The sequence below is a fragment of the Enterococcus sp. DIV1421a genome, from assembly GCF_051711025.1.
GTDB classification, from domain to species: Bacteria; Bacillota; Bacilli; order Lactobacillales; family Enterococcaceae; genus Enterococcus_B; species Enterococcus_B hirae.
Genome location: NZ_JBIOLU010000001.1, coordinates 868,485 through 893,115, shown reverse-complemented (window position 1 = coordinate 893,115; position 24,631 = coordinate 868,485). Strand labels below are relative to the sequence as shown.

Annotated in this window: 24 protein-coding genes; 4 read left to right on the top strand and 20 right to left on the bottom strand. The window is 36.0% G+C overall.

What is annotated here, in order from left to right; genetic code table 11:
- Positions 1 to 67: 67 nt before the first annotated feature.
- Positions 68 to 2,818, bottom strand: coding sequence for an adhesive domain-containing protein (locus IGK21_RS04235; RefSeq protein ID WP_438718961.1), 2,751 nt, complete (start codon positions 2,816 to 2,818; stop codon positions 68 to 70).
- 511 nt (positions 2,819 to 3,329) lie between these two features.
- On the opposite strand from IGK21_RS04235, the gene IGK21_RS04230 reads away from it, so the two are divergent.
- Together IGK21_RS04230 and IGK21_RS04225 are read left to right on the top strand one after the other, a co-directional pair.
- Positions 3,330 to 3,890: a helix-turn-helix domain-containing protein gene (locus IGK21_RS04230; RefSeq protein ID WP_223609963.1), complete on the top strand. Its 561-nt coding sequence runs from the start codon at positions 3,330 to 3,332 to the stop codon at positions 3,888 to 3,890.
- 86 nt (positions 3,891 to 3,976) lie between these two features.
- Complete coding sequence (locus tag IGK21_RS04225) at positions 3,977 to 4,774, top strand: hypothetical protein (RefSeq protein ID WP_252703153.1); 798 nt, start codon at positions 3,977 to 3,979, stop codon at positions 4,772 to 4,774.
- Between the two features lie 98 nt (positions 4,775 to 4,872).
- Here the strand turns inward: IGK21_RS04225 and IGK21_RS04220 are convergent, their stop codons facing one another.
- The 3 genes from IGK21_RS04220 to IGK21_RS04210 form a co-directional block, all read right to left on the bottom strand.
- Complete coding sequence (locus tag IGK21_RS04220; protein WP_010719711.1) at positions 4,873 to 5,073, bottom strand: cold-shock protein; 201 nt, start codon at positions 5,071 to 5,073, stop codon at positions 4,873 to 4,875.
- A gap of 122 nt (positions 5,074 to 5,195) precedes the next feature.
- Positions 5,196 to 5,804, bottom strand: a complete 609-nt coding sequence (locus IGK21_RS04215) for a superoxide dismutase (RefSeq protein WP_034867853.1) — start codon at positions 5,802 to 5,804, stop codon at positions 5,196 to 5,198.
- A 97-nt stretch (positions 5,805 to 5,901) separates the two neighbouring features.
- Positions 5,902 to 6,366: a GtrA family protein gene (locus tag IGK21_RS04210; protein ID WP_010719713.1), complete on the bottom strand. Its 465-nt coding sequence runs from the start codon at positions 6,364 to 6,366 to the stop codon at positions 5,902 to 5,904.
- A 240-nt stretch (positions 6,367 to 6,606) separates the two neighbouring features.
- On the opposite strand from IGK21_RS04210, the gene IGK21_RS04205 reads away from it, so the two are divergent.
- On the top strand, positions 6,607 to 7,404 hold the full coding sequence (locus IGK21_RS04205; protein ID WP_181914867.1) for a DUF1189 domain-containing protein: 798 nt from the start codon (positions 6,607 to 6,609) through the stop codon (positions 7,402 to 7,404).
- Between the two features lie 100 nt (positions 7,405 to 7,504).
- Here the strand turns inward: IGK21_RS04205 and IGK21_RS04200 are convergent, their stop codons facing one another.
- The 8 genes from IGK21_RS04200 to mltG form a co-directional block, all read right to left on the bottom strand.
- Positions 7,505 to 8,452, bottom strand: coding sequence for a phosphoglycerate dehydrogenase (locus tag IGK21_RS04200; protein WP_181914866.1), 948 nt, complete (start codon positions 8,450 to 8,452; stop codon positions 7,505 to 7,507).
- A 128-nt stretch (positions 8,453 to 8,580) separates the two neighbouring features.
- Positions 8,581 to 8,874: a HesB/YadR/YfhF family protein gene (locus IGK21_RS04195; protein WP_181914865.1), complete on the bottom strand. Its 294-nt coding sequence runs from the start codon at positions 8,872 to 8,874 to the stop codon at positions 8,581 to 8,583.
- A gap of 12 nt (positions 8,875 to 8,886) precedes the next feature.
- Positions 8,887 to 9,552: a potassium channel family protein gene (locus tag IGK21_RS04190; RefSeq protein WP_010719717.1), complete on the bottom strand. Its 666-nt coding sequence runs from the start codon at positions 9,550 to 9,552 to the stop codon at positions 8,887 to 8,889.
- Positions 9,553 to 9,637: 85 nt separating this feature from the next.
- On the bottom strand, positions 9,638 to 10,270 hold the full coding sequence (locus tag IGK21_RS04185; protein ID WP_010719718.1) for a response regulator transcription factor: 633 nt from the start codon (positions 10,268 to 10,270) through the stop codon (positions 9,638 to 9,640).
- Positions 10,271 to 10,276: 6 nt separating this feature from the next.
- Positions 10,277 to 11,344, bottom strand: a complete 1,068-nt coding sequence (liaS, locus tag IGK21_RS04180; protein ID WP_181914864.1) for a two-component system sensor histidine kinase LiaS — start codon at positions 11,342 to 11,344, stop codon at positions 10,277 to 10,279.
- A complete protein-coding gene (gene liaF, locus IGK21_RS04175) occupies positions 11,341 to 12,072 on the bottom strand; it encodes a cell wall-active antibiotics response protein LiaF (RefSeq protein ID WP_010719720.1) in 732 nt (243 codons plus the stop codon). Before liaF ends, liaS begins: the two co-directional genes overlap by 4 nt.
- Before the next feature lie 230 nt (positions 12,073 to 12,302).
- Positions 12,303 to 12,782, bottom strand: a complete 480-nt coding sequence (gene greA, locus IGK21_RS04170) for a transcription elongation factor GreA (protein WP_010719721.1) — start codon at positions 12,780 to 12,782, stop codon at positions 12,303 to 12,305.
- A gap of 142 nt (positions 12,783 to 12,924) precedes the next feature.
- Positions 12,925 to 14,103 carry an endolytic transglycosylase MltG gene (gene mltG / locus IGK21_RS04165; RefSeq protein ID WP_010738164.1) on the bottom strand — a complete coding sequence of 393 codons (1,179 nt, stop codon included), beginning with the start codon at positions 14,101 to 14,103 and terminating at the stop codon, positions 12,925 to 12,927.
- Between the two features lie 196 nt (positions 14,104 to 14,299).
- Here mltG and IGK21_RS04160 point away from each other — a divergent pair, with 196 nt between their 5' ends.
- The gene (locus IGK21_RS04160) at positions 14,300 to 15,469 is read left to right on the top strand and encodes a serine hydrolase domain-containing protein (protein ID WP_438719469.1); all 1,170 of its coding nucleotides are present in this window, start codon (positions 14,300 to 14,302) and stop codon (positions 15,467 to 15,469) included.
- A gap of 220 nt (positions 15,470 to 15,689) precedes the next feature.
- Here the strand turns inward: IGK21_RS04160 and IGK21_RS04155 are convergent, their stop codons facing one another.
- From IGK21_RS04155 to IGK21_RS04120, 8 genes are all read right to left on the bottom strand, one after another.
- Complete coding sequence (locus tag IGK21_RS04155) at positions 15,690 to 16,634, bottom strand: NAD-dependent epimerase/dehydratase family protein (protein WP_096709297.1); 945 nt, start codon at positions 16,632 to 16,634, stop codon at positions 15,690 to 15,692.
- 323 nt (positions 16,635 to 16,957) lie between these two features.
- On the bottom strand, positions 16,958 to 18,382 hold the full coding sequence (locus IGK21_RS04150; RefSeq protein ID WP_010738167.1) for a lipopolysaccharide biosynthesis protein: 1,425 nt from the start codon (positions 18,380 to 18,382) through the stop codon (positions 16,958 to 16,960).
- Between the two features lie 9 nt (positions 18,383 to 18,391).
- Entirely contained in the window at positions 18,392 to 19,363 is a 972-nt protein-coding gene (locus IGK21_RS04145; RefSeq protein ID WP_096709483.1) for a glycosyltransferase, read from the bottom strand.
- Between the two features lie 80 nt (positions 19,364 to 19,443).
- Positions 19,444 to 20,268 carry a LicD family protein gene (locus IGK21_RS04140; protein WP_034698873.1) on the bottom strand — a complete coding sequence of 275 codons (825 nt, stop codon included), beginning with the start codon at positions 20,266 to 20,268 and terminating at the stop codon, positions 19,444 to 19,446.
- Positions 20,269 to 20,406: 138 nt separating this feature from the next.
- Positions 20,407 to 21,843 carry an O-antigen ligase family protein gene (locus IGK21_RS04135; protein WP_010738170.1) on the bottom strand — a complete coding sequence of 479 codons (1,437 nt, stop codon included), beginning with the start codon at positions 21,841 to 21,843 and terminating at the stop codon, positions 20,407 to 20,409.
- 40 nt (positions 21,844 to 21,883) lie between these two features.
- Positions 21,884 to 22,858 (bottom strand): glycosyltransferase family 2 protein, encoded by a 975-nt coding sequence (locus IGK21_RS04130; protein WP_010719729.1) that lies wholly within the window; start codon positions 22,856 to 22,858, stop codon positions 21,884 to 21,886.
- A complete protein-coding gene (locus tag IGK21_RS04125; RefSeq protein ID WP_010719730.1) occupies positions 22,851 to 23,912 on the bottom strand; it encodes an NAD-dependent epimerase/dehydratase family protein in 1,062 nt (353 codons plus the stop codon). Before IGK21_RS04125 ends, IGK21_RS04130 begins: the two co-directional genes overlap by 8 nt.
- Positions 23,913 to 23,921: 9 nt before the next feature.
- On the bottom strand, positions 23,922 to 24,623 hold the full coding sequence (locus tag IGK21_RS04120; protein ID WP_010719731.1) for an IspD/TarI family cytidylyltransferase: 702 nt from the start codon (positions 24,621 to 24,623) through the stop codon (positions 23,922 to 23,924).
- Between the last annotated feature and the right edge of the window lie 8 nt (positions 24,624 to 24,631).

Sequence of the window (24,631 nt, the reverse complement as noted above, 5' to 3'; positions counted from 1 at the left end):
GAGGTTATAACTACATCCATTATGATTTTTAAATCTATTTCTATAGTTATAACCTCTCCGTTAATTATTAGTTATTCTTTTTATTTCTTTTCATTTTCCAAATACCCATTCCCGAAATCAATGATACTAATCCACCTAACCAAGAAACAGATGAACTTACCGTATCAGAGGTTTTAGGATACATTTTTAGTGTTGAGCCGTCATGGTAATTCAATGGTTTTGTATGACTTGTCCCACCATAGTGCAAAGGTAATTGTGGTGGATTTGAACCTGATCCACCAGAAGTGTTGATCGGCACCATTCCTGGGTCGCCGTTCTGATCCGTATCTGTACCATTTCCTGCACTTCCCATGCCGGCATCAGCATCGGCGTCAGCATCAGCATCGGCGTCGGCATCAGCGTCGGCATCCGCATCGGCATCAGCATCGGCGTCGGCATCAGCGTCGGCATCGGCGTCAGCATCAGCATCAGCATCGGCGTCAGCGTCGGCATCGGCGTCGGCGTCAGCATCCGCGTCGGCATCTGCATCCGCATCGGCATCCGCATCAGCGTCAGCATCGGCGTCGGCATCGGCATCCGCATCGGCGTCAGCATCAGCATCAGCGTCGGCATCCGCATCGGCATCGGCATCGGCGTCGGCATCGGCATCCGCATCGGCATCGGCGTCGGCATCAGCATCAGCGTCGGCATCAGCGTCAGCATCAGCATCGGCATCGGCGTCAGCATCGGCGTCAGCGTCAGCGTCGGCATCAGCGTCAGCATCCGCATCGGCATCGGCGTCAGCATCAGCGTCGGCGTCGGCATCCGCATCAGCATCGGCATCGGCGTCAGCATCCGCATCAGCGTCAGCATCCGCATCGGCATCAGCGTCAGCATCCGCATCAGCATCGGCGTCAGCATCCGCATCGGCATCCGCATCCGCATCGGCATCGGCATCGGCGTCGGCATCTGCATCGGCGTCGGCATCTGCATCGGCATCAGCGTCAGCATCGGCATCGGCATCGGCGTCAGCGTCGGCATCCGCATCAGCATCAGCATCTGCATCAGCATCTGCATCAGCGTCGGCATCTGCATCTGCATCCGCATCAGCGTCAGCATCGGCATCCGCATCCGCATCGGCGTCAGCATCAGCATCAGCATCGGCATCCGCATCGGCGTCGGCATCGGCATCAGCATCGGCGTCAGCGTCGGCATCCGCATCAGCGTCAGCATCCGCATCGGCGTCAGCATCCGCATCAGCGTCGGCATCGGCATCGGCATCGGCATCGGCATCGGCGTCAGCATCCGCATCGGCGTCAGCGTCGGCATCCGCATCGGCATCAGCGTCAGCGTCGGCATCCGCGTCGGCATCGGCATCAGCATCGGCATCGGCATCGGCGTCGGCGTCAGCATCGGCGTCGGCGTCAGCATCGGCGTCGGCATCCGCATCCGCATCAGCGTCGGCGTCAGCATCCGCATCTGCATCGGCGTCGGCTTCTTCATCGTCTGGGATCACAGCAGCAGCTGGTAAACTTGGATTGTCATTTTCATCATACGCGATTAATTGGATGTCTTCTAAAGGTGACACATCTGTGGCTGCAATTGGAATCGTAAAGTTTCCATTTTCATCAGCCTGTCCTTCTGCAATCAAATTATTCTCTTGATCATAAATACGAACTGTTGCATTAGGATCTGCCATCCCAGTTACTTCATAACCATCAGTTGAGTTCCCTGTAACAACAACATTATATGGTGGTGTTACTTCAGCAGCTTGATAAAAAACTGGCGAATAGCCATCAGAGCTAGAGGCGATATCGATAGATAAAACATCTGCTTTTACAATATTTCCAACGAAGCCAGCTTCATAAGGAACAGACATATCTACTCCGGCTGCCGCTAAATCACTATAATTAGGATCCTGAATCAATGTCGGAATCGTAACCGTCGTTTCACCTAATACGCTCGCATCAGCTAATGTTCCAATCAATGATGATCCCACACCAACTAAACCTGTTGCAGTAGCAAAAGTAAGATTAAATGCTGGTTTAATCGTTGCGGACAACGCTGTATTGATCGTACCTGCTGCTATCGTACCAAGAGCACCGCTTCCTGCATTCGGTGTCGCTTGGATTGCTTGGACAGCATCATTGATTCCATCTAAAATTTCAGTCAGCCCTTCTCGAATAACTGTTTCTAATGAGCCATCTAATTCACCATAGATATATTCGTCCCCTTGCATTTGAAGATTCAATGCTACTTCAGCTGACGTCAATGTACTAAGGTTCTCTAATAATGCTAGTTGAGCATACACTTCATCTAAATTGACTGATGCCAACGGGTTAAGGTTAACAATGTTTTCAACAGCAGACACTAGGGTAGTTACCGCCCCATCTACAATCGACAATAGTGGTTGTAGTTCTTCTCCTGGTAACAAAATATCTGTTTGGAAAGTACCCGTCCCATTTGGATTAACTAAACCTTGCATTTCAGTTGGGATTGCTAAAACTGCTCGTCTCGAGCCATTTAGAACACTTAGATCAATCCCATTATTAGCTGAAATAACAAAATCAACATTACGAGTCGTTCCAGCCAATGGAAAAGGTGCACTTGCTGTTGTTCCACTGGTATTAGACGTCGTTAGATTATTGAACAACTGGCCACTAATCAAGTCAGCATATACTTGTTGTGAACCCACAGTAAACAACGGTGTAGCAATTGAAATAGGTGCTGTCCCCAACAGCATCCCTGCAGCAATAGACGTTCCTACTAATAAGTATTTTTTGGATCGACGTTTAGCTCTAGCTTTTTGATCCATACTTTTTTTATAATCCTTTTTCATTTTTTTCCCCCTTAGATGCTTCCATTATTTACTTATGCTTTATCCCCCACTTAATCAATCACTAACAACAATTATTTCCGCTAGGAACTGGCCTCCTTTCTTTTTGTCAAAAAGATATCTTTCTGAAAAAACTTCAGTTAACTTAAGTTACAAAGATTTTAGCAATCGTTAAATTAAAAATCTATTATTAAGTTTTAATCTTTTTAAAATAACTTTATTATTTTAAAAATAAAAAGGAACTGTAGCAAATATGTAAAAATATTGCATAACATTTCGTTTTTATGCTTGGATAAATTATAATATCATTAAGGAATTTCTCTATATATCCATTCATGAAAAAAACTAACAGCCCAAATTAAAATAACGTATTTTCCACTTATTTTTTTGGCTAATTTTTATAAAAAATGATTATAATAAATTTTTTTCTCATTTTTCGTAAAAAAAAATGACAAAATTTAATAATTTGTCATTCGGAAAATTTCGAGTATAAAAATATAGGAGGGAAAAATAAATGAATTTCTCTGTCATGTTAGAAAGGAATATCCAAGTCCAATTAACGATCTTGGACAACTTATATCGCTCACAAGTTACTTGTACGTTAGAGGAATTATCGAAAACAGCTCATTGTGACAAACGTTCTGTGCTTCATCAATGTGACTATCTTAAGGTTTTATCTGACGATCACATCACAAAAAGTACAAAAGGCTTCACTTTTTCTGGAACGATCAGTGAGTATCAACTATTACTACTAAAAATCTTGGAACATTCCGCCATCTTTCAATTGTTAAAAGACCTTTGTCTTCAACCTAGAGTTGATCTGGTTTCCTTTGCCACAGAGCAAAAGATTAGTATTCCCTCCTTAAGAAGACATCTTACTCGAATCAATCAGTTGCTTACTACCTATCAATTACAATTAAAGACTTCAAAAGGCTTCGTGTATCTCAAAGGTAGCGAACCACAAGTCCGCTATCTTATTTATTTTTGTGGCAATACTATCAAGGGGTCGTTTGGCCCTTTCCAACCGTTGATTTTCATGAAACCTTTGCAGGGATTGAGTATGCTTTTCAGCTGACAAAACAAAAACCAAATAAACTGAAAATGATTGAATGGTGCTTTATTATTGCTATCACTTTCGTCCGATCAGCACAAGGAAATCAGATGAATCAGAGAGAACTTCCTGATTTTACAGAAGAGATTTGGGATAGCTTTGAAGAGATTACCCATTTCCTTAAACGAATGAGCGTGAAAGCCAAGCTCGATCTTTTGGAAGTCCAATTTTTATTTCTTTGGTTACAAGCACGCCCAGCTTTTTATTTAAAAGACGATCACTTAGAACGAGCCATGAAATTCCATCTAAAAAAAGCCACAGCGATCAAACAATTTCAAAATAGTTTCTATAGCTATATTTATGAAATTGGGTTTAAATCTACACAAATCAACCCAAAGAAAAAATTACTAAATAGTACGATCTTTGCCAACGGGATGAGCGGGTTGTTGTTCCACCGATTTTCCACCATTAAATATGACTTATCAGTCTTTGTAGAAGAAAATTACCCAGCATTCAATCGAGAAATCAATCAATTAGCTTCCCAATTCCAAAAACAGCAACAAGAGCTGTATTGGGTACAATCCTGTCATTTGATCGAAGCTTTTATGATCATTACTTCTCCAACGTACTTTGATAAAGAAATAAAGATAAAGTACGAAAGTGACTTGCCACTAAGTATTGAACTGAGTTATATGAGTATGTTGCAAGAACAATTACGAGTTTACTTAAATGTGGTTTTTACAAATGATCTTTTGTTTGAGCCAGACTTAATCATTCGAACAACCGATATGCCGTTAAAGATCCTGACCTATGAAGAAACAATCCCGTGTTTAGTCGCTCCGACTGATATGTCTAGTGAGCAGATTTATCTATTAAGCCAAAAAATCAAGAAACTAGTCAACGAATAACTAACTTGGGTTTTTATAAAATAAAAAAAAGATGGCAGACGCCATCTTCTTTTTATTATTTGAATAGACCGCTAAGCGGGCTTTTCTTCAACAAGTTATTATAATTTAGTCACTTCAGCAGCTTGAGGGCCACGTGCGCCTTCAACAATTGCAAATTCAACTTCTTGACCTTCTTCTAAGCTCTTGAAGCCGTCTCCTTGAATTGCTGAAAAATGTACGAACACATCGTCTCCGCCGTCTACTGTAATAAACCCAAATCCTTTTTCATTGTTGAACCATTTAACTGTTCCATGTTCCATAAATGTATAGCCTCCAAAAAAGTTCTTGCAAGAAACCTTGCATAAATATTATACCGAATTTAGAAAACGCTCGCAAGACTTGCTCAATTTATTTTTCATTCTTTTTTTAGGCTTGAAAATGATTATTTGGCAGATGATAATCGATTGTTTACTTCTTCCCAGTTCACAACGTTCCAGAAAGCTTCAATGTAATCAGGTCGTACATTCTTATATTTCAAATAATACGCATGTTCCCAAACATCTAAACCTAAAATAGGTGTTTTGCCTTCCATTAATGGTGAATCTTGATTGGCTGTTGAAGTGATCGCTAATTTACCATTTTCCATCACTAACCAAGCCCAACCTGAACCAAAACGGCCAGCTGCAGCTTTTTTAAATTCTTCCTTAAATGTTGCAAAATCACCAAAGGCTTCATCAATCGCTTCTTTAATTGCACCAGTTGGTTCGCCACCAGCATTTGGTGCCATGATTTTCCAGAAGAAAGAATGGTTTGCATGTCCGCCACCATTATTACGTACAGCAGTCTTGATATCTGTAGGGACAGCATCCATATCAGAAAGTAGTTCTTCGATTGTTTTTTCACCTAGTTCTGGATGTTTTTCAATCGCTGCATTTAAATTTGTTACATAAGTATTATGGTGTTTGTCATGATGCAAGTGCATCGTTTCTTCATCGATATAAGGTTCTAACGCATCGAATGCATATGGTAAATCTGGTAATGTGTAAGTCATAAAAAAATTCCTCCTCAATGTGTTTGTTCATAGTGTCTACACTACAAAGAGTAACAAAGAGCAAGGAATTCTTCAAAAATTATGCCTACTGTGGATTTTACTTCTCTTTTTCAGGAAGTTCTTCCTCAATAATGGTTGTCCCTTTAAAAATAAACAATTTACTAAAGACATAATTGGCGACTACCACGATGACTTGGGTAATAATCTTAGCAACATAATCATTTGTGTGCATCACCTGAATCAGCAGCAACATGGAACCCATATCCATACCATAAGAAAGAATCCGATAGAACAAAAATTTACTAAATTCAATAACTAAATGAAAAAAATTAGGTGACTTGGAATGAAATACCCATAATTTGTTCGTTACAAAAGCAAATAAAACAGAACAAATCCAAGAAATAGTATTTGCTATCGGCATACTTAGATGGAGCATCTGTAATGCAATTGCAAAAGTAACGATATTCACGACTGTTGCTAAACCACCAAAAAATAGGTAAATAAATATTTCCCAGTAACCTTTTTCTTCTAAAAATTGTCTCACTCGATAATAAAAATTCATCGTTCATCCTACCTTACTAATCAATTCTTATTCATCATACCTTATTTGTCGCTTGTTTTCATCTTTATTCCTTAAATTCATCTTTGTAACTAGCAAATTTTAACATTATCGTTATTTTTTATAAAAGCAGGTTCTCACATGAACCTTAAAGGAAGATTGCCATTTGGTATTTCCCCTTGTATTTCTTCTAAGACTTCGCTAGAATTGCTAATGATGACATTATGTATAGAAGGAGTAACTATGACAACAAAACAATTAATTATCAGCTCATTCACGCAATTTAAAGAGCTCAAAAATGCTAGAAAAACCCCGTTCGCTAAATCGGTTCTTTATCTTTTGGTCCTTAGCATCATCATGGCTTTGCCTATTTCCTATCAAGTGTTTCAAGTGCTAGAAAACATCAAACAAGATGGTCAGAAAATTGCCACCAAGATTCCAGATTTTTCCATAAAAAACGGGAAAATTGATGCAGCAGATCATGAAGGTTTCATCTATCAAACAAATTCTATCATCTTTACTTTTGATCCGGAAGGCAAACGATCTGAAAAAGATATTACTTCTGACTTAGTCGGAAATTTTCTTAGTGTTGGACTACTAAAAAATAAACTCGTCGTAGCTTTGCCTAATACCGGTACTACTTTTCTAAACAATAACTCACTTGAACTTGACTATAAAAATGATGCCTTAAAAAATCTAACAGGAAAACAATTGCGTACAACCTTAAGTGAAGCAACAATTCCATTTTGGATCAAGATAGTGACTTTCTTAATTTCTATTTATCCAAGCTTTTTGAATTTGATCGTTACTTTACTTTTAGCTAATTTTGCAGCTTATATTTATGCGCGTTTACGTTTGACTGGCGCTTCTTTTCTTGATTGTTTAAAAACGATGATCTATTCAATCACCCTACCAACAGTCTTAGCCACGATCTTAATGATTTTCTTACCGGCTTTTGACACAAGTGTTTTTATCGCAATAGCAGGACTTTTTATTTTTGCACAGGCGGTAAAAGGCTGGCCAAAAAGCCAAATGATGTAGTTCACGAATGTCAAACATAAGAAACGACTTTCTTCGATTAGGCGGCAACGCTAGTCAAAGAAAGTCGTTTTTTAATGTCAACTATTTTTCTAAGTAAGGATCAATATCCTTTTTTTAACGCCACTTCATTTATCTTAAGCTCTTGATTTGTGACATAGCTTTTAAGATTGGCTAGAAAGATTGTCATTAACTCATTTTGAAAATCTGAGGTTAAGCCAGCGATATGCGGCGTAATCAATACTTGATCCATTTCCCACAATGGGCTTTTTTCAGGTAATGGTTCTTCTTCAAAAACATCCAATGCTGCAAAGGCGAGTTGTTCTTCATTTAATGCCTGAACTAAATCAGCTGTTTTTAAAGAAGCCCCACGTCCAACGTTGATGAATAACGCATGGGAAGCGAATTTTTTGAATAATTCATAATTAAAGAAGCCCTTAGTCTGCTCTGTCAGAGGCAAAATATTTACAATGATATCCATATCAGCTACTACTTTTTCCACTTCGTTTAAGGAATACGTTTGACTGAATCCTTCTACTGGATGCCCGGTAGTATTTATCCCATAACTGACCATAGAAAAGCTGTCTGCTTTCTCAGCAACCATCTTGCCGATTTGCCCCGTTCCGATGATCAATAATTTTTGTTTTTCTAATGGCTGATAATGGACATGAGTTCCTAACCATTCTTTCTTTGCTTGTGCTTTTTGTGCTTGGAACAGCCCTCGAGAATAGCCTAAAATCACTCCCATGATGTGTTCAGCTATTGATTCACTATGAATACCACTACCATTTGAAAGTAAGATCCCTTTTTCAGAAAATGCCGTTAGTGGTAAAGTGTCTACCCCTGCCGAGATCGAATGTACCCATTTTAACCCTGGAGATGCTAATAGCTCTTTTTCGTATTGGCGATTCCACCCTAAACTAATTTCAACATTCATCAAATCTGTAGGTTCAAGCTCAGTTTTTATGACATAATTAGGCGCTAATTCAGTCATTTTATCAATAAATTCTTGTCTAAATCCTCGATCTAAATAAATAATTTTTTCTGCCATCTTAGTTACGCATCCCTTCTATTACTAATTGTAATCAAGTGTTTCGTGACTCAGTCTTATGAAAAAAGAGGTAAATATAAAAAAGGAGTTTTCCAAGCTAATGGTAGCTAAAGAAACGCTCCTTTGTTTTATTGTTCTTTGAAATGATAAGTTGGCTCATTTAAAGATGCATCATAATCAACAACAAGATTATACCCCTTGAAAAACCAGTCATCTGCTTCTTCAATAAAAAACAGCATCCCGTCAATGGTTTCTTCTTTGATTGGTCGTTCAGGCTGTTCGACAGACATTCCGATAGAAAAACCATCATGTACTTCTGTCTTGCCGTAGACTTTCCCAAAAAAACGAATCCCATAATTTTCAGGGATGGTTACTTCCTCTTCGAACCATTTACGTGCATTATCTGTTACTGATAATTTCATTCCTGCATCTCCTTATTGATTCATTTTATCGTCTAATATATCTACATCTTCGGTTTCCCCAATTACTAATAAATTATCATTTTCTCTGACATATTCATCTGCTGAAGGTGAAACAACGACCGAACGATCAAAGCGTCGAATTGCTACAACTGTTAGATCATAACGTTGCCTAAAATTCAGCTCCGCTAATGTTTTATTAAAAAATTTGGGATTAGAAACTCGAATTTCTGCAAGAGAAAATTGATCCGATAGTTCTAAGTAATCCAATATATTTTTTGAAACAAGATTATGAGCAATACGAATCCCCATATCTCTTTCCGGGTGAACCACACGATCTGCTCCGATTTTTTCTAACACTCTTGCATGATATTCATTTTGAGCTTTAGCTAAGATGTTGGGAACTCCCATCTCTTTGACCATTAATGTAACGAGGATACTTGCTTGGATATCTTCACCGATTGCAATAATCACATGATCAAAATTTCTGATTCCTAGTGAACGCAATGTCATTTCATCTTGTGCATTTGCTACAACTGCATGAGTAGCGATATTCATATATTCATTGACTCGATCTTCATTGCTATCAATAGCTAATACTTCTTGTCCTGCTTCAACTAAGGTTCGGCAAATACTGCCACCAAATCGTCCAAGCCCGACAATTGCAAAATTTTGTTTCACTTGCTTCCTCCCTTACCTATTTTATTTAAGTATAGCAAAGGCTTTCTAAAAACGAAAGTAAGCTTTCTTTTGTAGAATAAACAATTTATTTAACTAGTCCATGTTTGAAAGCATAAATAGCTGCTTGCGTTCGATCTTCTACTTCTAATTTTGCTAATATATTTGAGACATGGGTTTTGACTGTTTTTAAAGTAATAAATAATTCATCTGCGATCTCTTGATTGCTTTTTCCTTCTGCTATCAGCATCAGGATTTCATTTTCGCGTTTTGTCAATTCTTCATGAAGAATTGGCTCGTTTCTCTTACTTATTTTTTCCATCATTTTTGTTGTTACTTCAGGTTCTAACACTCGTTCCCCTCTTTGAGTTGCTCTGATCGCATCTGCAATTTCATGAGCGGTAGAAGTTTTTAATAGATATCCCGCTGCACCAGCTTCAATGGCTGGATAAACTTTTTCATCATCGATAAAGCTGGTTACAATAATTATTTTTGCTTCAGGCCAGTCTTTTAAAATAGCTTTAGTTGATTCAATCCCATCCATTTCTTCCATAACAAGATCCATCAAAATCACATCAGGTCGTAATTCCATTGCTTTTTCATAGCCTTCTCGACCATTTTCTGCTTCACCGATCACTTGAATGTCTTCTTGAATCGATAAATAAGAGGATACTCCTAAGCGAACCATTTCATGATCATCTACGAGTAATACTTGTATCATTTTCAATTATGCCTCCTTGATCAAAGGAACTTTGATCTCAATACTGGTGCCTTGTCCTTTAAAACTAATAATTTTAACTGTTCCACCAATACCTGCTACTCGTTCCCTAATATTATTTAATCCATAACTACCTGTTTTCGTTTCGTTCATATTAAACCCGGTACCATCATCAATCACTCGTAACAATAAGTTATTATTGATTTTGTGTAAATAAACTTCTAATTCATTTGCTTTAGCGTGACGTAAGGTATTGGATAATAATTCTTGCACGATACGAAAAAGATGATCTTCAATCGAATTGGACAATTTTACGTCTTCGATCTCCCATTTCAATGAAATTTGAATTTTATTTTGTAGTTCTTTTAATAATTGCTCAATTCCTTGTTTCAAACTCTTCTCCTCCAGATTCACTGGGCGAAGATGAAGTAGGAGCGCACGCATTTCAGATTGAGAAGCATTGATGATATCAGCAACCATACGTAATTGTTTGCGAAATATTTCTGAACTATCTGTTTTTTCGGCTTGTTCTGTTAAAGCAGACATCATCATCATCGCTGCAAATAATTGTTGTGAGACAGAATCATGGAGTTCCCGGGCTAAACGATGCCTTTCTAGTTCTAAGATTTCCTCTCTTGTCTGTCCATCCACATACTGGGGTCTGCTAGTGATAATTTGTAGTTCACTAGAAACTTCAATCATTTTTTCTTTTATTTTGGTTATTTCTTTATCAATATCTTGTACATAAATATCATCATTTGCACTGGGAATGGGTTCATTCAAATGACTAGACTCATAATTACCAGAAGATAATGCTCTTAATTTTTCTTCAATTTTACCATACTTTGCTTTTTGGATAAGTGATACTATCAAAAAAACCACTAATCCGACACCTAAGGCAATAGCAAACAAATGAAAAATCAGCGGCACATACAATAGTCTTGCACTTAAAATGGCACGCCACCAATTCGTTTGGTTACTTGCATAAAAATAAGTGAACAACGAAAACAAGATGATAAAAAAAGAAGCCGCTGAGGCATAGATTGCCATCATTAATTTTGATAATCTGCTCATCATACACGTATCACCTCAACGTCACCAAGTAATGTATTCGTGATGATTTTTAACCGTCTTGGGTTTTCATCATAATCGTTACTATAAATTTTGATGGATTCATTTTTTAATGAAAATTGTTCCTCTTCAAATAAAACATTTCCAACAAGTGTCGCATGCTCTAAACTGATGGCAATCCCTAAAGGTACCAAAATTCTCGTTCTGCCAATTCCTTTTCGAACAATAACGATATTATCATCCTTTGGTAACAATGTATTGCCAAGATCAATGATCGTATCCCCTGAAATTAAAGCAATATTGATGTCATCCCATTCATAAACATCATTACCAATACGTTGATTTCCAAATAATTGTTGTTTTTTTCGTTCATTATTATGTGTTTTTAATTGATCGGTTTGTACCATGATCATCTGTTTCTTTCGCCAAAAGGTATTTTTTGTTAGATCAATCCCAGAAATTTCAACCCCTTTTAGTCCGATAAACAAGATCGCAAATACTGCCATCAACCATAGTGCAGGGCTATTGACTAAACTAAAGAAAACGATCAAACTCCCTATAATCAATTGAAAATTTCGAAATCCAGATCGTGGATATTTTCTTAATGCTAAATATATGTTCAATGCACCAAACAATACGAGAAGAAGTAATTCTACGTTGTTCACAATTTGCCAAACTGCAAATAGTAATAATAAAGCCTCGACTACGATAAAAAAACGCCAAGAACTATTCATCTTTATTCTCCTTTCATGCACATTCTCATTCTATCATAGCTATTTTTTTAGAAATATACTATAGGACTTGAGATGTAAAGTTTGTCCTAAGTCAAATGGTTCTGGACACTCATTCCTTAGAAAAATAAATAAGCCGAAGAATCCCAAAAATCGGAGAAACGATTTTCTGATTCTTCGGCTTATTGCTCAAAGTTGTAGATGTCACAACTTCATTTTTGTTCAAGTATTTCTTATGCTTGCTCTACTTTAACGATTTTAACTAACATATCGCCACCAGGGGTAGCAATCGTTACTTCATCATTGACTAATTTACCAATCAAAGCTTGAGCAATTGGTGAATCATTAGAAATTTTACCAGAAAATGGATCAGCTTCTGCACTTCCTACGATTGTGTATTCTTCTTCTTCACCATCCGGTAATTCAATAAATGTTACTGTCTTACCAATTGATACTTCATCTGCATCAACACCGTCATTGTCAATGATTTGAGCAAAACGAATCATATTTTCGATTGTTGTGATTCGACCTTCAACAAACGCTTGTTCATCTTTAGCAGATTCATACTCTGAGTTTTCAGATAGATCACCAAATCCACGAGCGATTTTAATGCGTTCAATGATTTCTCCGCGTTTAACTGTTTTTAATTGTTCTAATTCTTCTTCTAGTTTGGCTTTGCCTTCTAGAGTCATCGGGTAAACTTTCTCAACCATGTATAACGTCTCCTTCTTGATCTATGGAATACCGCAAAAAGTAATCTTTTGAGGAATATAATCCAAAAAAGATTACCACGCTTTTCCTAAAATGTAAATGTTTTTCTATTTTAAATAAATAGTCGATGATACAAATACTATTCTACGAATTATTGACATATTTATCAACTAATTCCAAATGTTCTTCGTAAGTTTTTGCAAAATAAACATCGCCTTTTTTGATATCTGCCACAAAATAGTAGTAATCATTTTGAGTCGGCTCTAATACGGCTTCGATAGCTGCTTCACTAGGGTTATCAAATGGTCCAGGACCATAGCCTGTGTTCGTATATAGATTATATGGAGAGTCGACAGCCGTATCTTTATAAGATACCGTTTCTTTGTGTTCTCCCAAGGCATATAAAACAGAGATATCTGATTGTAAAGGCATATCTGCCTTGATACGGTTGAAAAATACTTGGGCGATGTTTTTACGATCGTTTTCTTTAATCCCTTCTTTTTCAACTAATGAGGCCAACGTCAGGACTTCTTGAACCGTCATATTTTTTTGTTTGATGGTTGTAAAATAAGGCTGTAACACGCTATTTGTCTTGTTTACCATCTGAACGACTAAATCTTTCAACGACATTTTTTTGTAGTAATCATAAGTAGCCGGGAACAAATAACCTTCTAAGCGATATTTGACATTTTGAGCTTTGCTCGCACTGTCCAATAAATCTGGGAATTTTTTATAAAGCTCATTGAAAAACGTTTCATCTTTCATCAAATCTAAAAATTCTTGTTTATCTTTTCCAGTGACTTTCGCTACTCTAGCAGCGATTTGTTCAATGTCGTATCCTTCCGGTATCACGACTTTGCCATCTGCTACTTTAGTTGGCTCTGAGGTGCCACCTTCTTGCAATTGTTTTCCGATCTCATCCAAAGTCATATTTGGTGCCATTTGATAATATCCAGCTTGAAAGCCAGTCATATTTTTAAATTTAGTATAGTAATTGAACACGATGCCGCTTTTAATCACTTGATCTTGTTCGAGTATCTCACCTATTTGTTTATTTGATGAACCGCTAGGTATTTCAATTTGAACAAGTTGATCATTTTTAGGATCCAATGGTTTCAACCCGCTATCCACATAGCGGTAAATGGTGAATCCAAGGACGCCTCCAATGATTAGCAACGTCAAAACGATCACTAAAATGATTTTACCAACGATTTTTTCTTCTTTTTTCCGCAAATTTTTTCTCTGATTAATGACTGCATTCTTTTCAGCAGATTGGTCTGATCTGTTTTTTTTCTCTTCTGGACGTTGTTTGTTTTCTGACAAAACAACTCCTCCTTACTATCAACTTCGTAACTTCATCTATTATACATGATATTTTGATTGACGTGAATTAATTTATTTAAATATTCTATCAAAATTGTAAGTAGTAAATCAAATAAAAACAGATTAAAATTAATATCAATAAATACAATAGTTATTTTAACTATTAGCGAAAATGAAAGGACCTTATGACACAATGATAAAAAAAGGCAAACATGCAAAAAAAGGGTCATTTCCTTTTTTCTCTATCATTCTAGTATTGCTCAGTATCAGCGTACTTTCCACCGGTATGATTATAGGATGGAGTATTTATACGAAAGAACAAGCTAGAAATGATTCTGATTCACTAAAACCTAAACAGACATTATCGCTTACACCTGAAGAAAAAAAATTATCAGAAAAAATCAACCACCTGTTAATTAAACATGATTACATTGGCTCAATTTATGTAAAGAAAAATAATCATGTGATTTTTGAGCGTGGCTATGGTTATGCGAACAAAGAAAATGATCAGTTAAACCGCCCTTATCTTTACTATCAAATTGGCTCGATTCAAAAAGCGATGACAGCTCTGTTAATTCTCAAACAAGTAGAATTAGGACACCTTTCTTTGAATACGAAATTGGCTAAGTTTTATCCTCAAATTTCGAATAGTCAAAAGATTTCCATTGAAGATCTACTTTATATGAGATCTGGGTTGAAACCTACAGCTAAACCTACTACCCCATTATCAGATACAGAAGTCGTTCAATTTGCGGTTCAACATCTAAAATTAGTTGACTACCATACTTATCGTTATGAACCATTAAACTTTACAATTTTAGCGGGTATTTTAATCAACTTAACTCACCAACCTTATGAAAAATTAGTAGAGAATGAGATTATCAAACCTTTGGATTTGAAACAGACCGCTTTTTATGATCAAGTCAAAAACTCTCCGCATCATGCCGTTTCCTATCAGATGTCTGCTAGTGATGATTACTGGAAGCCATTAACTGAATCGCAAACAGCGATCCATAATGAATTAGGGACTGGAAATATCAGTATGTCGGTGCTTGATTTAAATACGTTTTTCACTAAAGTTTTATCAGGTAAAATGATCCCACAGAAATTACTTTTTACATTATGGAAACCCAGTCCTACTGGCCACCCATATCGTGGTGGTGTCTATTGTGGTAATGATTATGTTTTGGCACAAGGAAACATCAATCGTTTCCATTCAGTCGCTGTTTTCAAACGTGATTTGAAAGATGCGGTTGTCATGGAAAGCAACGACCAATCAGATAAAAAAATAAAATTAACTGCTCTAGACTTGCGAAATCGAATTTATAATTTAATTGAAGGGGCCAAGATATTAGAAGAAAATTAATCCTGAAAACGAAAAAGATTATCGTCCCAAAAATTAAGTACGTTATAGTTCAAAAATTTTTTTATTAAAAAAAGTCGCCATGTAAAAGTTAGAATGTTATCTGACTTTTGCATGGCGACTGTATTTAGCCGACTATCATAGTTCTATTTCTCAAAGTTTAAGATTTCGTTCCATCCACTTTTCAAGTGTACGAATAAGAACTGTCGACTCTTATTATTCACTATATTTCAGTTTTTAAATAGCTTTTCATACCACTTAATACATCATATTTTGGTAGATAACCAATAGACTGAATCTTAGAAATATCTGCTAATGAATCGTGAATATCTCCTGAACGTTCTGGCTGATATTCTAAAGCTAATTCCGTCTCTAAAATTTGATCAATCGTCTGGATCAATGTTAATAATGTAGTTGCTTTTCCCGTTCCGACATTAAATTGTTCGCCTAAAGCCGCTTCTTTGTTAGCTACCAGAAGTAAAGCTTGGATCACATCATCGATATAGACAAAGTCTCTTGATTGGCTACCGTCTCCATATAAAGTAAATGACGTTTTTTCTCCCGCTAATTGTTTTTTATAACGATCAACTAAGATTGAAATCACACCACTGTAAGGTGAATTTGGGTTTTGGTTTGGTCCGTAAACATTGAAGAAACGAACTGCACTTCCTGGAACATCATATAAATGACAGTAATCCAAAACATATTGTTCAGCTGCAAACTTATCGATTGCATAAGGGGTTAATGGACGAATAATGGATTCCTCTTTTTTTGGTAAAGTTGGTTCATCCCCATAAACTGCTGCTGAAGAACTAAATACGATTCGTTTTAAGTTTGGTTGATATTTCCGGACCAATTCTAACAGCATCAGCACACTTTCAAAATTAACTCGATGTGTTTCTACTGGTCGGGCAACCGAATCTGCCACACTAGCAACTGCCGCTAAATGGAAAATGTAGTCAAATTGATTGGCACGGATGATTTCTTCCATCAATACTGAATCCGCTACATCACCTTCGATGAACGTGATGTTTCTATCCATCTCAAGATTTTCTACTTTTCCCATTGATAAATCATCAACAACAATCACTACATTTTCTTTACCTAAGTGATTGGCTAAGGTAGAACCGATAAAACCAGCCCCACCGGTAATCAATATTTTTTCCACTATTTTCACTCCAATTATTGATTTACATAAAAGATAAGTTTAGTGTAACACGTTTATTCTGAGAATACTATCTTATATATATGCCCTAAATAGAGCGATCATAGACTAATTGTTCCCTTTCCAATAGTTATCTCCTGTCTAACAAGAAAACCATACCATGCATAAAATATTCTAATAGTAGATAATATTTTTCTTATTTAAACGCTGCTTCTTTGTTATTGCCTTGGCAGAAGTTGGTCAAGGATGTATTTCTCTATCACCTTTTGCAAGAATAAGGGACTGTGACAAGTCTTTTGTCACAGTCCCTCACTGTCTTCTTTATATTAATGATCTTTGACTAAGTATCGCAAATCTTTTAAGTCGCTCAAAAAACCACGATGGACAATCACTAAATAAATGATATATATCACAATATAGGCAACCATACTCATATAAGTGCCATCAAACCAAAGATTACTAAAAATGAATAATAAAGTTAGACAGGTTTCTAAAAACATTTTAGCACCAATTTTAATATTCATATCTCTACACAAGAAAAATTCAGCTAAATTACAACGGAATGCTAAACTAGCAAGTATTAATCCGACAGTTAAGTTTAAATTCCCTATGATGAAAATGACGAATAGAGAAAGAAGTAAGGATAAGGTCAACGTCAAGACGTTTACCATTAGAATCGTTTTTTCTTTACGCAATGTCTTCAAATAGGTATTGATTAATAAGGACATTCTTCCTTCATAGATAACGATTGGAAATAAGATCCCCATGAATCTTAAACTAACTTCATATTCAGGTAGCCACATGCCTAAAACGATTTTTGCTGGAATATAAAAAATCAAAATAGCATACGTCAAAGGAACAAATACACCTCTTAGTGTTTGAAACAAAGAAGAGAGACGATCTCGATTTGTTCTTCTTAAAAGCGGGAACATGACGATCCCCACCGCATTGATAAAGGTCAAAAACATATTAGAGATACTTAAAGTAAAAGATAATTTACCAAAAGTCTGGATTGACCATTGTTGTTGAACAAAGAAACGGATCGTACCCATAATTAACATACTGGCAATACTACTCAACATTAATTTGCTACCAATATTAATGTTATCTAAGATTTCAGGTACTAGTTCTTTTAGACCAATCATTTTAACTTGTAGCATATCTTTTATTCGGGTCATTCCCCAAATTGTAATCACTAATTTTGAAATGATATCCATAATGATCAACCAGTAAAATTCCCGCCCACCTGTGGCAAAATATATACCGATTAAGACAACATATAAATAGCGATCATTTCTTGATAACTGTGCATACTCTTTAATCCTATTTGTTGATTGGAAAATATAGAGAATAAATGTTTTAACGATAGTCACTACAGAAACAACAGCTGTCAAAATCAAGATCAGTGCTTGGTATTCTCCAGGCATAAAGAAGTAAGCCCATAAAATAACGAAAATCGAAACAAAAAATTCAAATATCGCTAAATACCAAAACTGCGATCCTAAAGAACGTTTATCAATGTCTTTGTACTCTTCTCCACCGATTTTCAAGTAAATACCATCAATCCAACCAAAATGTAAGAATCCTACATAAGAAGAATAAAAGACATAGAGTTGCCAATAACTATATTCAGTCACTCCTAATAATTTTGGAACAAATAAATTTAAAAGGACAGAAATACCTAATGTAGCAAAGTTAGCTGCTACGGTATAATATAGATTTTTTGCGACAGCTTTTGCTTTATGGTTCATGCTGATACCTCACTTTCCTGACTTATATTTTATAAGATGATAGATATCAGTACCAAAATAAAATTTACGCTTATAGCGGAAGAAAGAAGCAAGAATTGTTGATAACTGTTCCTTTTCTAATATAGCAATACGCATTTCTAGTTCATCAATCATTGACAAGAGCATTTTTTGTTTCTTCTCAAAATCATCTATATCAGTTAAATTAGCTAAATAGTTATTCGCTGCATGTACACGTTGCAATCTTCGTCGTAACGTATTTAGTCTTTTTTGGTAGGCTGTTACTTTGTTTGCTTGGTCAATTTCTTTTTTAAAAGAGCTTTGACCATGTTTACGCCATTCAATCAACGGTTTTCTTAAGAGAAATAACCCATTGCTTAAAACAGCACTTCCCCACATGGACATATCATGGACTGCATTCTCCATTCTTGAAGCATAAAGCATCACATTCGCAATAAAGCTTTGGCGAATAGCATAGACACAGCCTGGACGTCTTAGGAATAAGTTGTTTTCATTAAAAACCACTCGTTCTTCTGATTGTCCATCTATTTTTTCTGTATCAACCCGTTTTAACTCTTCGGCTAAACCACCTGGCTCTACTAATTCATGATAATCTGATACTAAAACTTGAACTTGTTGATTCGCAAAAGTACGACTCATTTCTTCAATCTTTTTTTCATGCCAAATATCATCTTGGTCACAAGTAAACACAACATCTTTACTTGCTAAATCCAGCAGTTTAAAAAAGTTTTTTCGCCATCCAACGTTTTCTTCATTAACAATCAATTGCCAGGTAGCCTGTAACTGATTTTCTTCAATGAATTTTCGTACAATATTGACTGTCTGATCAGTTGAGCAATCATCTTTTATGATAACTTCATCAATTTTTTGAGATTGATTTTTCAAAGAATTGAGCTGTTCTATAATATTTTTTTCGCCATTATATGTAGCCATTACAACAGTTGTTTGCAGTTTTTCACGCATTTACTTCACTCCTTCTAAGATATAGTATTAGAGATGCTACTTTGTTGTTTCGTCTTACTTTTTGTAACCATTTCGAGAGGCTATTTTTCGTAAAAGTTATACGGATGGTGTGTCACGCGTTCATTTTCCGGTGGCATTGTCATGTAATCTCCGTAACGCAATGTAAGAAAATCTCCTCTATTTTTGATAGCCATTACTTTGTGTCCTTCAAATTCGACGTCTTCATATTCAGTAAACCATTGCGTTGGAAAAACACCCCAATCAATATGAATCCATTCTAAATAACCACATGTGTCCGTATCTCCAAATCGGATTTTTTTAGCAGCTTCTTGATATTTTTTTTGCCAATAGACATTATCTCCGATTTTCAATAATTTTTTATGATGAGGATAACGCACTACTAATTTTACGACTGCTTTCAAAAAATCAAAGCTTCGAGCATAAGCTAATCCCAAAGTGTCCATTAAGTTTAGACGATAATTCTCTGTTGTCTCTCTTAGAGCTTGACGTTCTGTAGCAGAATCTGGAATGCCGTCAATAGGAAAAATATCAACAAAAACGCCTAAATCAGGTTCTTCCCCACTAAAAAACTGCTTTGTTTTAGCTACAGTTTTTGGGTCAATCACTTTTGCAAATGGATATCTAAAATTTTCTCTTGTTTCAAAGGACAACAACTTGTAATTTGTATCATTTTTTAAGATCAAAAGCAATTCTTCATAATCTGGTCGGGGCATCACGATATCAATATCATCATCCCAAGGGATAAAACCTTGATGGCGTTCAACACCAATCAGACTTCCATAAAATATGGTATATTTTAGGTTGTTTTCACGACAGATTTTATCAATATAAACTAAAATATCAACTGCTTTTTTTTGTACCTCTGCCATTGTTAATTCTCTCATAAGAAGTCTCCTATATCCAATTAAATTTTTTACTAACGAACGGGAATATTTATTTGCCTTTGATCATCAAATTGACCAATAATAGAAAATATCCTTGCATCCTTTGTTTCTCTGCAAGGATTTTTCCTATTACCTTAATTATTTTTCCAGTCTGTTCAATTGTTTTTGTTGATCGAAATCATATTGCAGTTTTCCTAAATACAACCAGAAAATAAATGTTGCAGAACGTCTAGTTAGTATAATTTCAGTAATCAATAAACTAGAGACTAAGATGATCAACACAATTTGATTATCTATCAGAAATTCTAGATAATTTTTTTGCTTTGTAGCAAATAGAATCCGCAAAGACTGCCACATTTTTGATAGTAAAAACAGGACAAAAACAATTGTTCCAGAGATACCAGTTGCTGCTAATAGATAGAAAAAGGCACTGTGAGGTGTTTGCCCAGTTTTAGCAATATGAGTCTCTGGGATTTTAGCTTTGGCAATTGCCACAAAACCTTTTGGTGTTGTTCCGAAAATGGGTTCAAGTCGCATCAATTCAGTTGCACTTTTCCATAAAGCAAAACGACTGTTAGAAATATCTTTATTTTCAACAACATCCGGTCTTTCGGTAGTGACCAATTTTTCGTCAGGAATTTTTTTCTCTGAATCTTTTTCAAAAAAGTCAACGACCTTAGGACTTGTGATTTCCACACGGTTTGCTACATTGACGTAACCTGTTTTCATCAATGATACGCCACCAAAAACAACGGCTGAACTAATCGCAGCTAGGACTGTTGCTCCTACTACTTTCAATACTAACGATTGATTTTTTTTCGACTGATAAAATAAGTAAAAGAAGAAAACACCAAAAAAGGCCGCAACTACCAATTGGATCATACCAGATCTTGAACCTGAGAGAGAAATATAGCTAAATTGAACAAACATAACAAAAATAGAAAGAACTTTCACCCATAGCTTTTGATTAAAAATAGCTTTTCTAAGGGCAAAAATAATACAAACCAATGAAATAGTTGTCGCATAGTTTGGATCAACAAAAATCCCATAAAGACGATTTTCAAAAAAACCGATTCGCATGCCATAATACAATGATTTAACTGGCGTAGAAAAACTTACACGAGCAAAAAACAAATAAAGAGAAAATAGGACAAGTGCAGACCAAACAACTAAAAGAATCGTTTCAAACACAGTAAATAGTTTTTTGTTATTTTCTCTTCCCACTTCAAATACACAAAAGAAAAAGATACATTGCCAAATAATCAGTTTGATGTTTTCCGTGAAAGCATATTCTCGATTCAACAATGTACTGATTGCTAAAATTACTATAAAAACAATTAACCAATATTCAATTTTTATTTTCTTTTTTTCGAGAATCATTGGTAAAAAGTGGCTAAGGAAAATGACTCCTGATAATAACATGATAATCATCGAAAAGATGGAATCGATTTTTGGTGGTAGTGTGGAATAAACACTAACCATCCGACAGATTAAGACAAGCTCAAAAAAAACAATATAGGGCAATGCTATTTTTTGTCCTATACTATGGAATTGCTTTGAAAATTTAGTAAACATTTTATCCTCCATTAGTATAAAAGATCAATCACCGTAACGGTTAATCTTTAGTTTTAGTTATATGTTTCCTTCTAAATTCTACTGGAAACTTATATAAATGTAAGCTAATCATTAAGAGTAATGTAGAAAACTTACGACTCTTGGTAAATATCTCATTCTCCATAATGAATCGAAAGTTATGTCTTAAATAACTTACGATTTCTTTTGTTTCCGGACGATCCGTTACGTTTGCTACTATAATCTTATCGAGAACTAAAAAGTTAGCAAAACAAACACGTTGATGTGCTGCTTTTTTGATTTCTTGACTTCGGTCTTTGAGCTTTATTTCATTGTTTTCCCAAGCTTCAATAAATTCAAATTGTTTTTCTGAAAAACTTTCTGTATTGATACTTCCAAGACGATGATAATAATAGTACTTTTGTTCAGAATCAATGGCTACTTTGTGGCATTGATTCAATAAATCTACAATAATAAAAGAATCTTCATGATATTTCCCCTCTGGATAGCGGATAGTTGAAAACAGTTCTCGCTTATAGAGTTTGTTCACTGCATGAACAGAGATGATATTTCCTTGTAAAATTAATAATAACGCTTCTTCAGCAGTTACTGTTTTTTTGATTGTGGGTTTGATTATCGGATCTTTTCCCTCGTAGACATCATAAATACCACAGATCGATAAGTCTGCCTCTTCTTTGATGATTGCTTTATATAAAAGTTCATACATATCTTCTGCGATATAGTCGTCACTGTCAACAAAGCCCAAATATTTTCCTTTGGCTACTTCGATTCCCGCGTTTCTTGCGCTACTCAATCCACCATTTTGTTTGTGGACGACCCGTACACGAGCATCCTTCTTTGCATAGTCATCACAAATACGTCCACTATTATCAGGTGAACCGTCATCCACTAAAATCAGTTCAAAATCGGAAAAAGTCTGAGCAAGAATGGAATCTACACATTTTTTTAAATATTTTTCAACTTTATAAACAGGTACGATGATACTAATTTCACACATGTATTTCATCCTTAACTAACTGTACTGTATGCTTCAGTGATTCTTCTAGACTAAAGATCGGGAACCAGCCAGTATCTTTAATTTTTTCATTATTTAAAATAGCCGTATTTGCTTTAGAAAAGCCTTGTTGTTCAATTGCATCAGGTAATTCAAAAATGACTTGCTTCCCACTAATTTCAGCAAGTTTTTGAGCAAGCTCTTTTAGATGCAAATCAAAACTGTCATTAGAGATATTATAAGCTTCTCCAATCTGACCGTGAATAAGGAGATGAAGCATCGCTGAAACAGCATCACCTACATAAATATAGGAAAAATACTGGTTTCCTTCACTCTTTAATACAATATCTTCTTCATGCACTGCATTCAAGATAAATTGAGAAGAAGCCTTAGAGTCAGATAACAACATCGTTGGGCCAAATGTACGGCATAATCTTGGAATCACAATATCTAATTGATGCTTCGCAATATATGCCTGACAAAGGGACTCACTGACTCTCTTACCTTCCGGATAGCCGGCACGTAAAGTATTGCAATCAATATAACCACAATAATCTTCCGAAAACTTTTCAACGTCTCCACGATTTTCGCCATAGATCTCTACAGTTGAAAGGAAAAGCACTCTTTTCGGTTCTGTTGCTACAGCATGTTTCAATACTTGTTCTGTACCTGCAAGATTCGTCATAATCGTGCCAATTGGATCGGTTGCATAAGCTTTTGGATGGGTATTGCTTGCACCGTGGATGATATAGTCAGCCTTAATAGAAAAAGGCAACGGATCTGTCACGTCTCCTTCGATGATCTCAAAATTTTGATCAGAGATATACGGAGAGAATCGTTCTTCCAATCTTTGACGATTTCTTCCCATTGCATATACTTTAATATTAACCCCTAAATACTGGTTTGCTAACATTAACGTATCGACTAAAAAAGAACCAATCATACCTGAGGCACCAATCATGAGTAAAGATTGACCATCCAAACTTTTTAAATCAGGAGTATGTTCGACTACCTTCAGCAAATCATCTTTATATAGTGGATTATTTATTAAAGACATCCTCTTCACCTAATCTTTCATTTTTAAATATGCTTTGAAAAGCTCTAAATCATCGGTTGTGGTCAATTTGATATTTTTATCAGAACCAGCCGCAAAATACAAGGTTTCACCTAAGTCCACCATCATCGTATTGGTATAAGATGAGTCTGTCATTCCAATATTTTCTTTGACCGCCCGATTATAAGCAGAAAGTAATTTACCATATTGGTATGCTTGTGGAGTTGAAACACGTCGTAACGTATTACGATCCACATATTGTTGTGTCGTTTCTTCGGTTTTCTTAATAAAAATCTGTTCATTATACGGTAATGAAGTCACACCATTTCCATATTCCTTACATTTCACAATCACATCTGATAGGACGAGTTCATCCACCAATGGACGGATACCGTCATGAATGATAATTGTGTCATCATCCTCTGAATAATCTTTTAAAAATTGTACACCGTTATTGATTGATTCTTGTCCTTTAGATCCGCCAGTAATCACCCATTGGACTTTACTGATATTGAACTCTTTGATATAAGCCCACATGGTTTCTTCCCAACCTGATTTACATACAACAAGAATTCGATCAATCTGTGGATGGTGTTGGAATGACTCCAATGTATAAATAATGATGGGCTTCCCCTCGATATTAATAAATTGTTTTGGTATATCCTGCCCCATTCGTTTGCCAACGCCACCGGCAATAATTATAGCTGTAATCATATGAGATA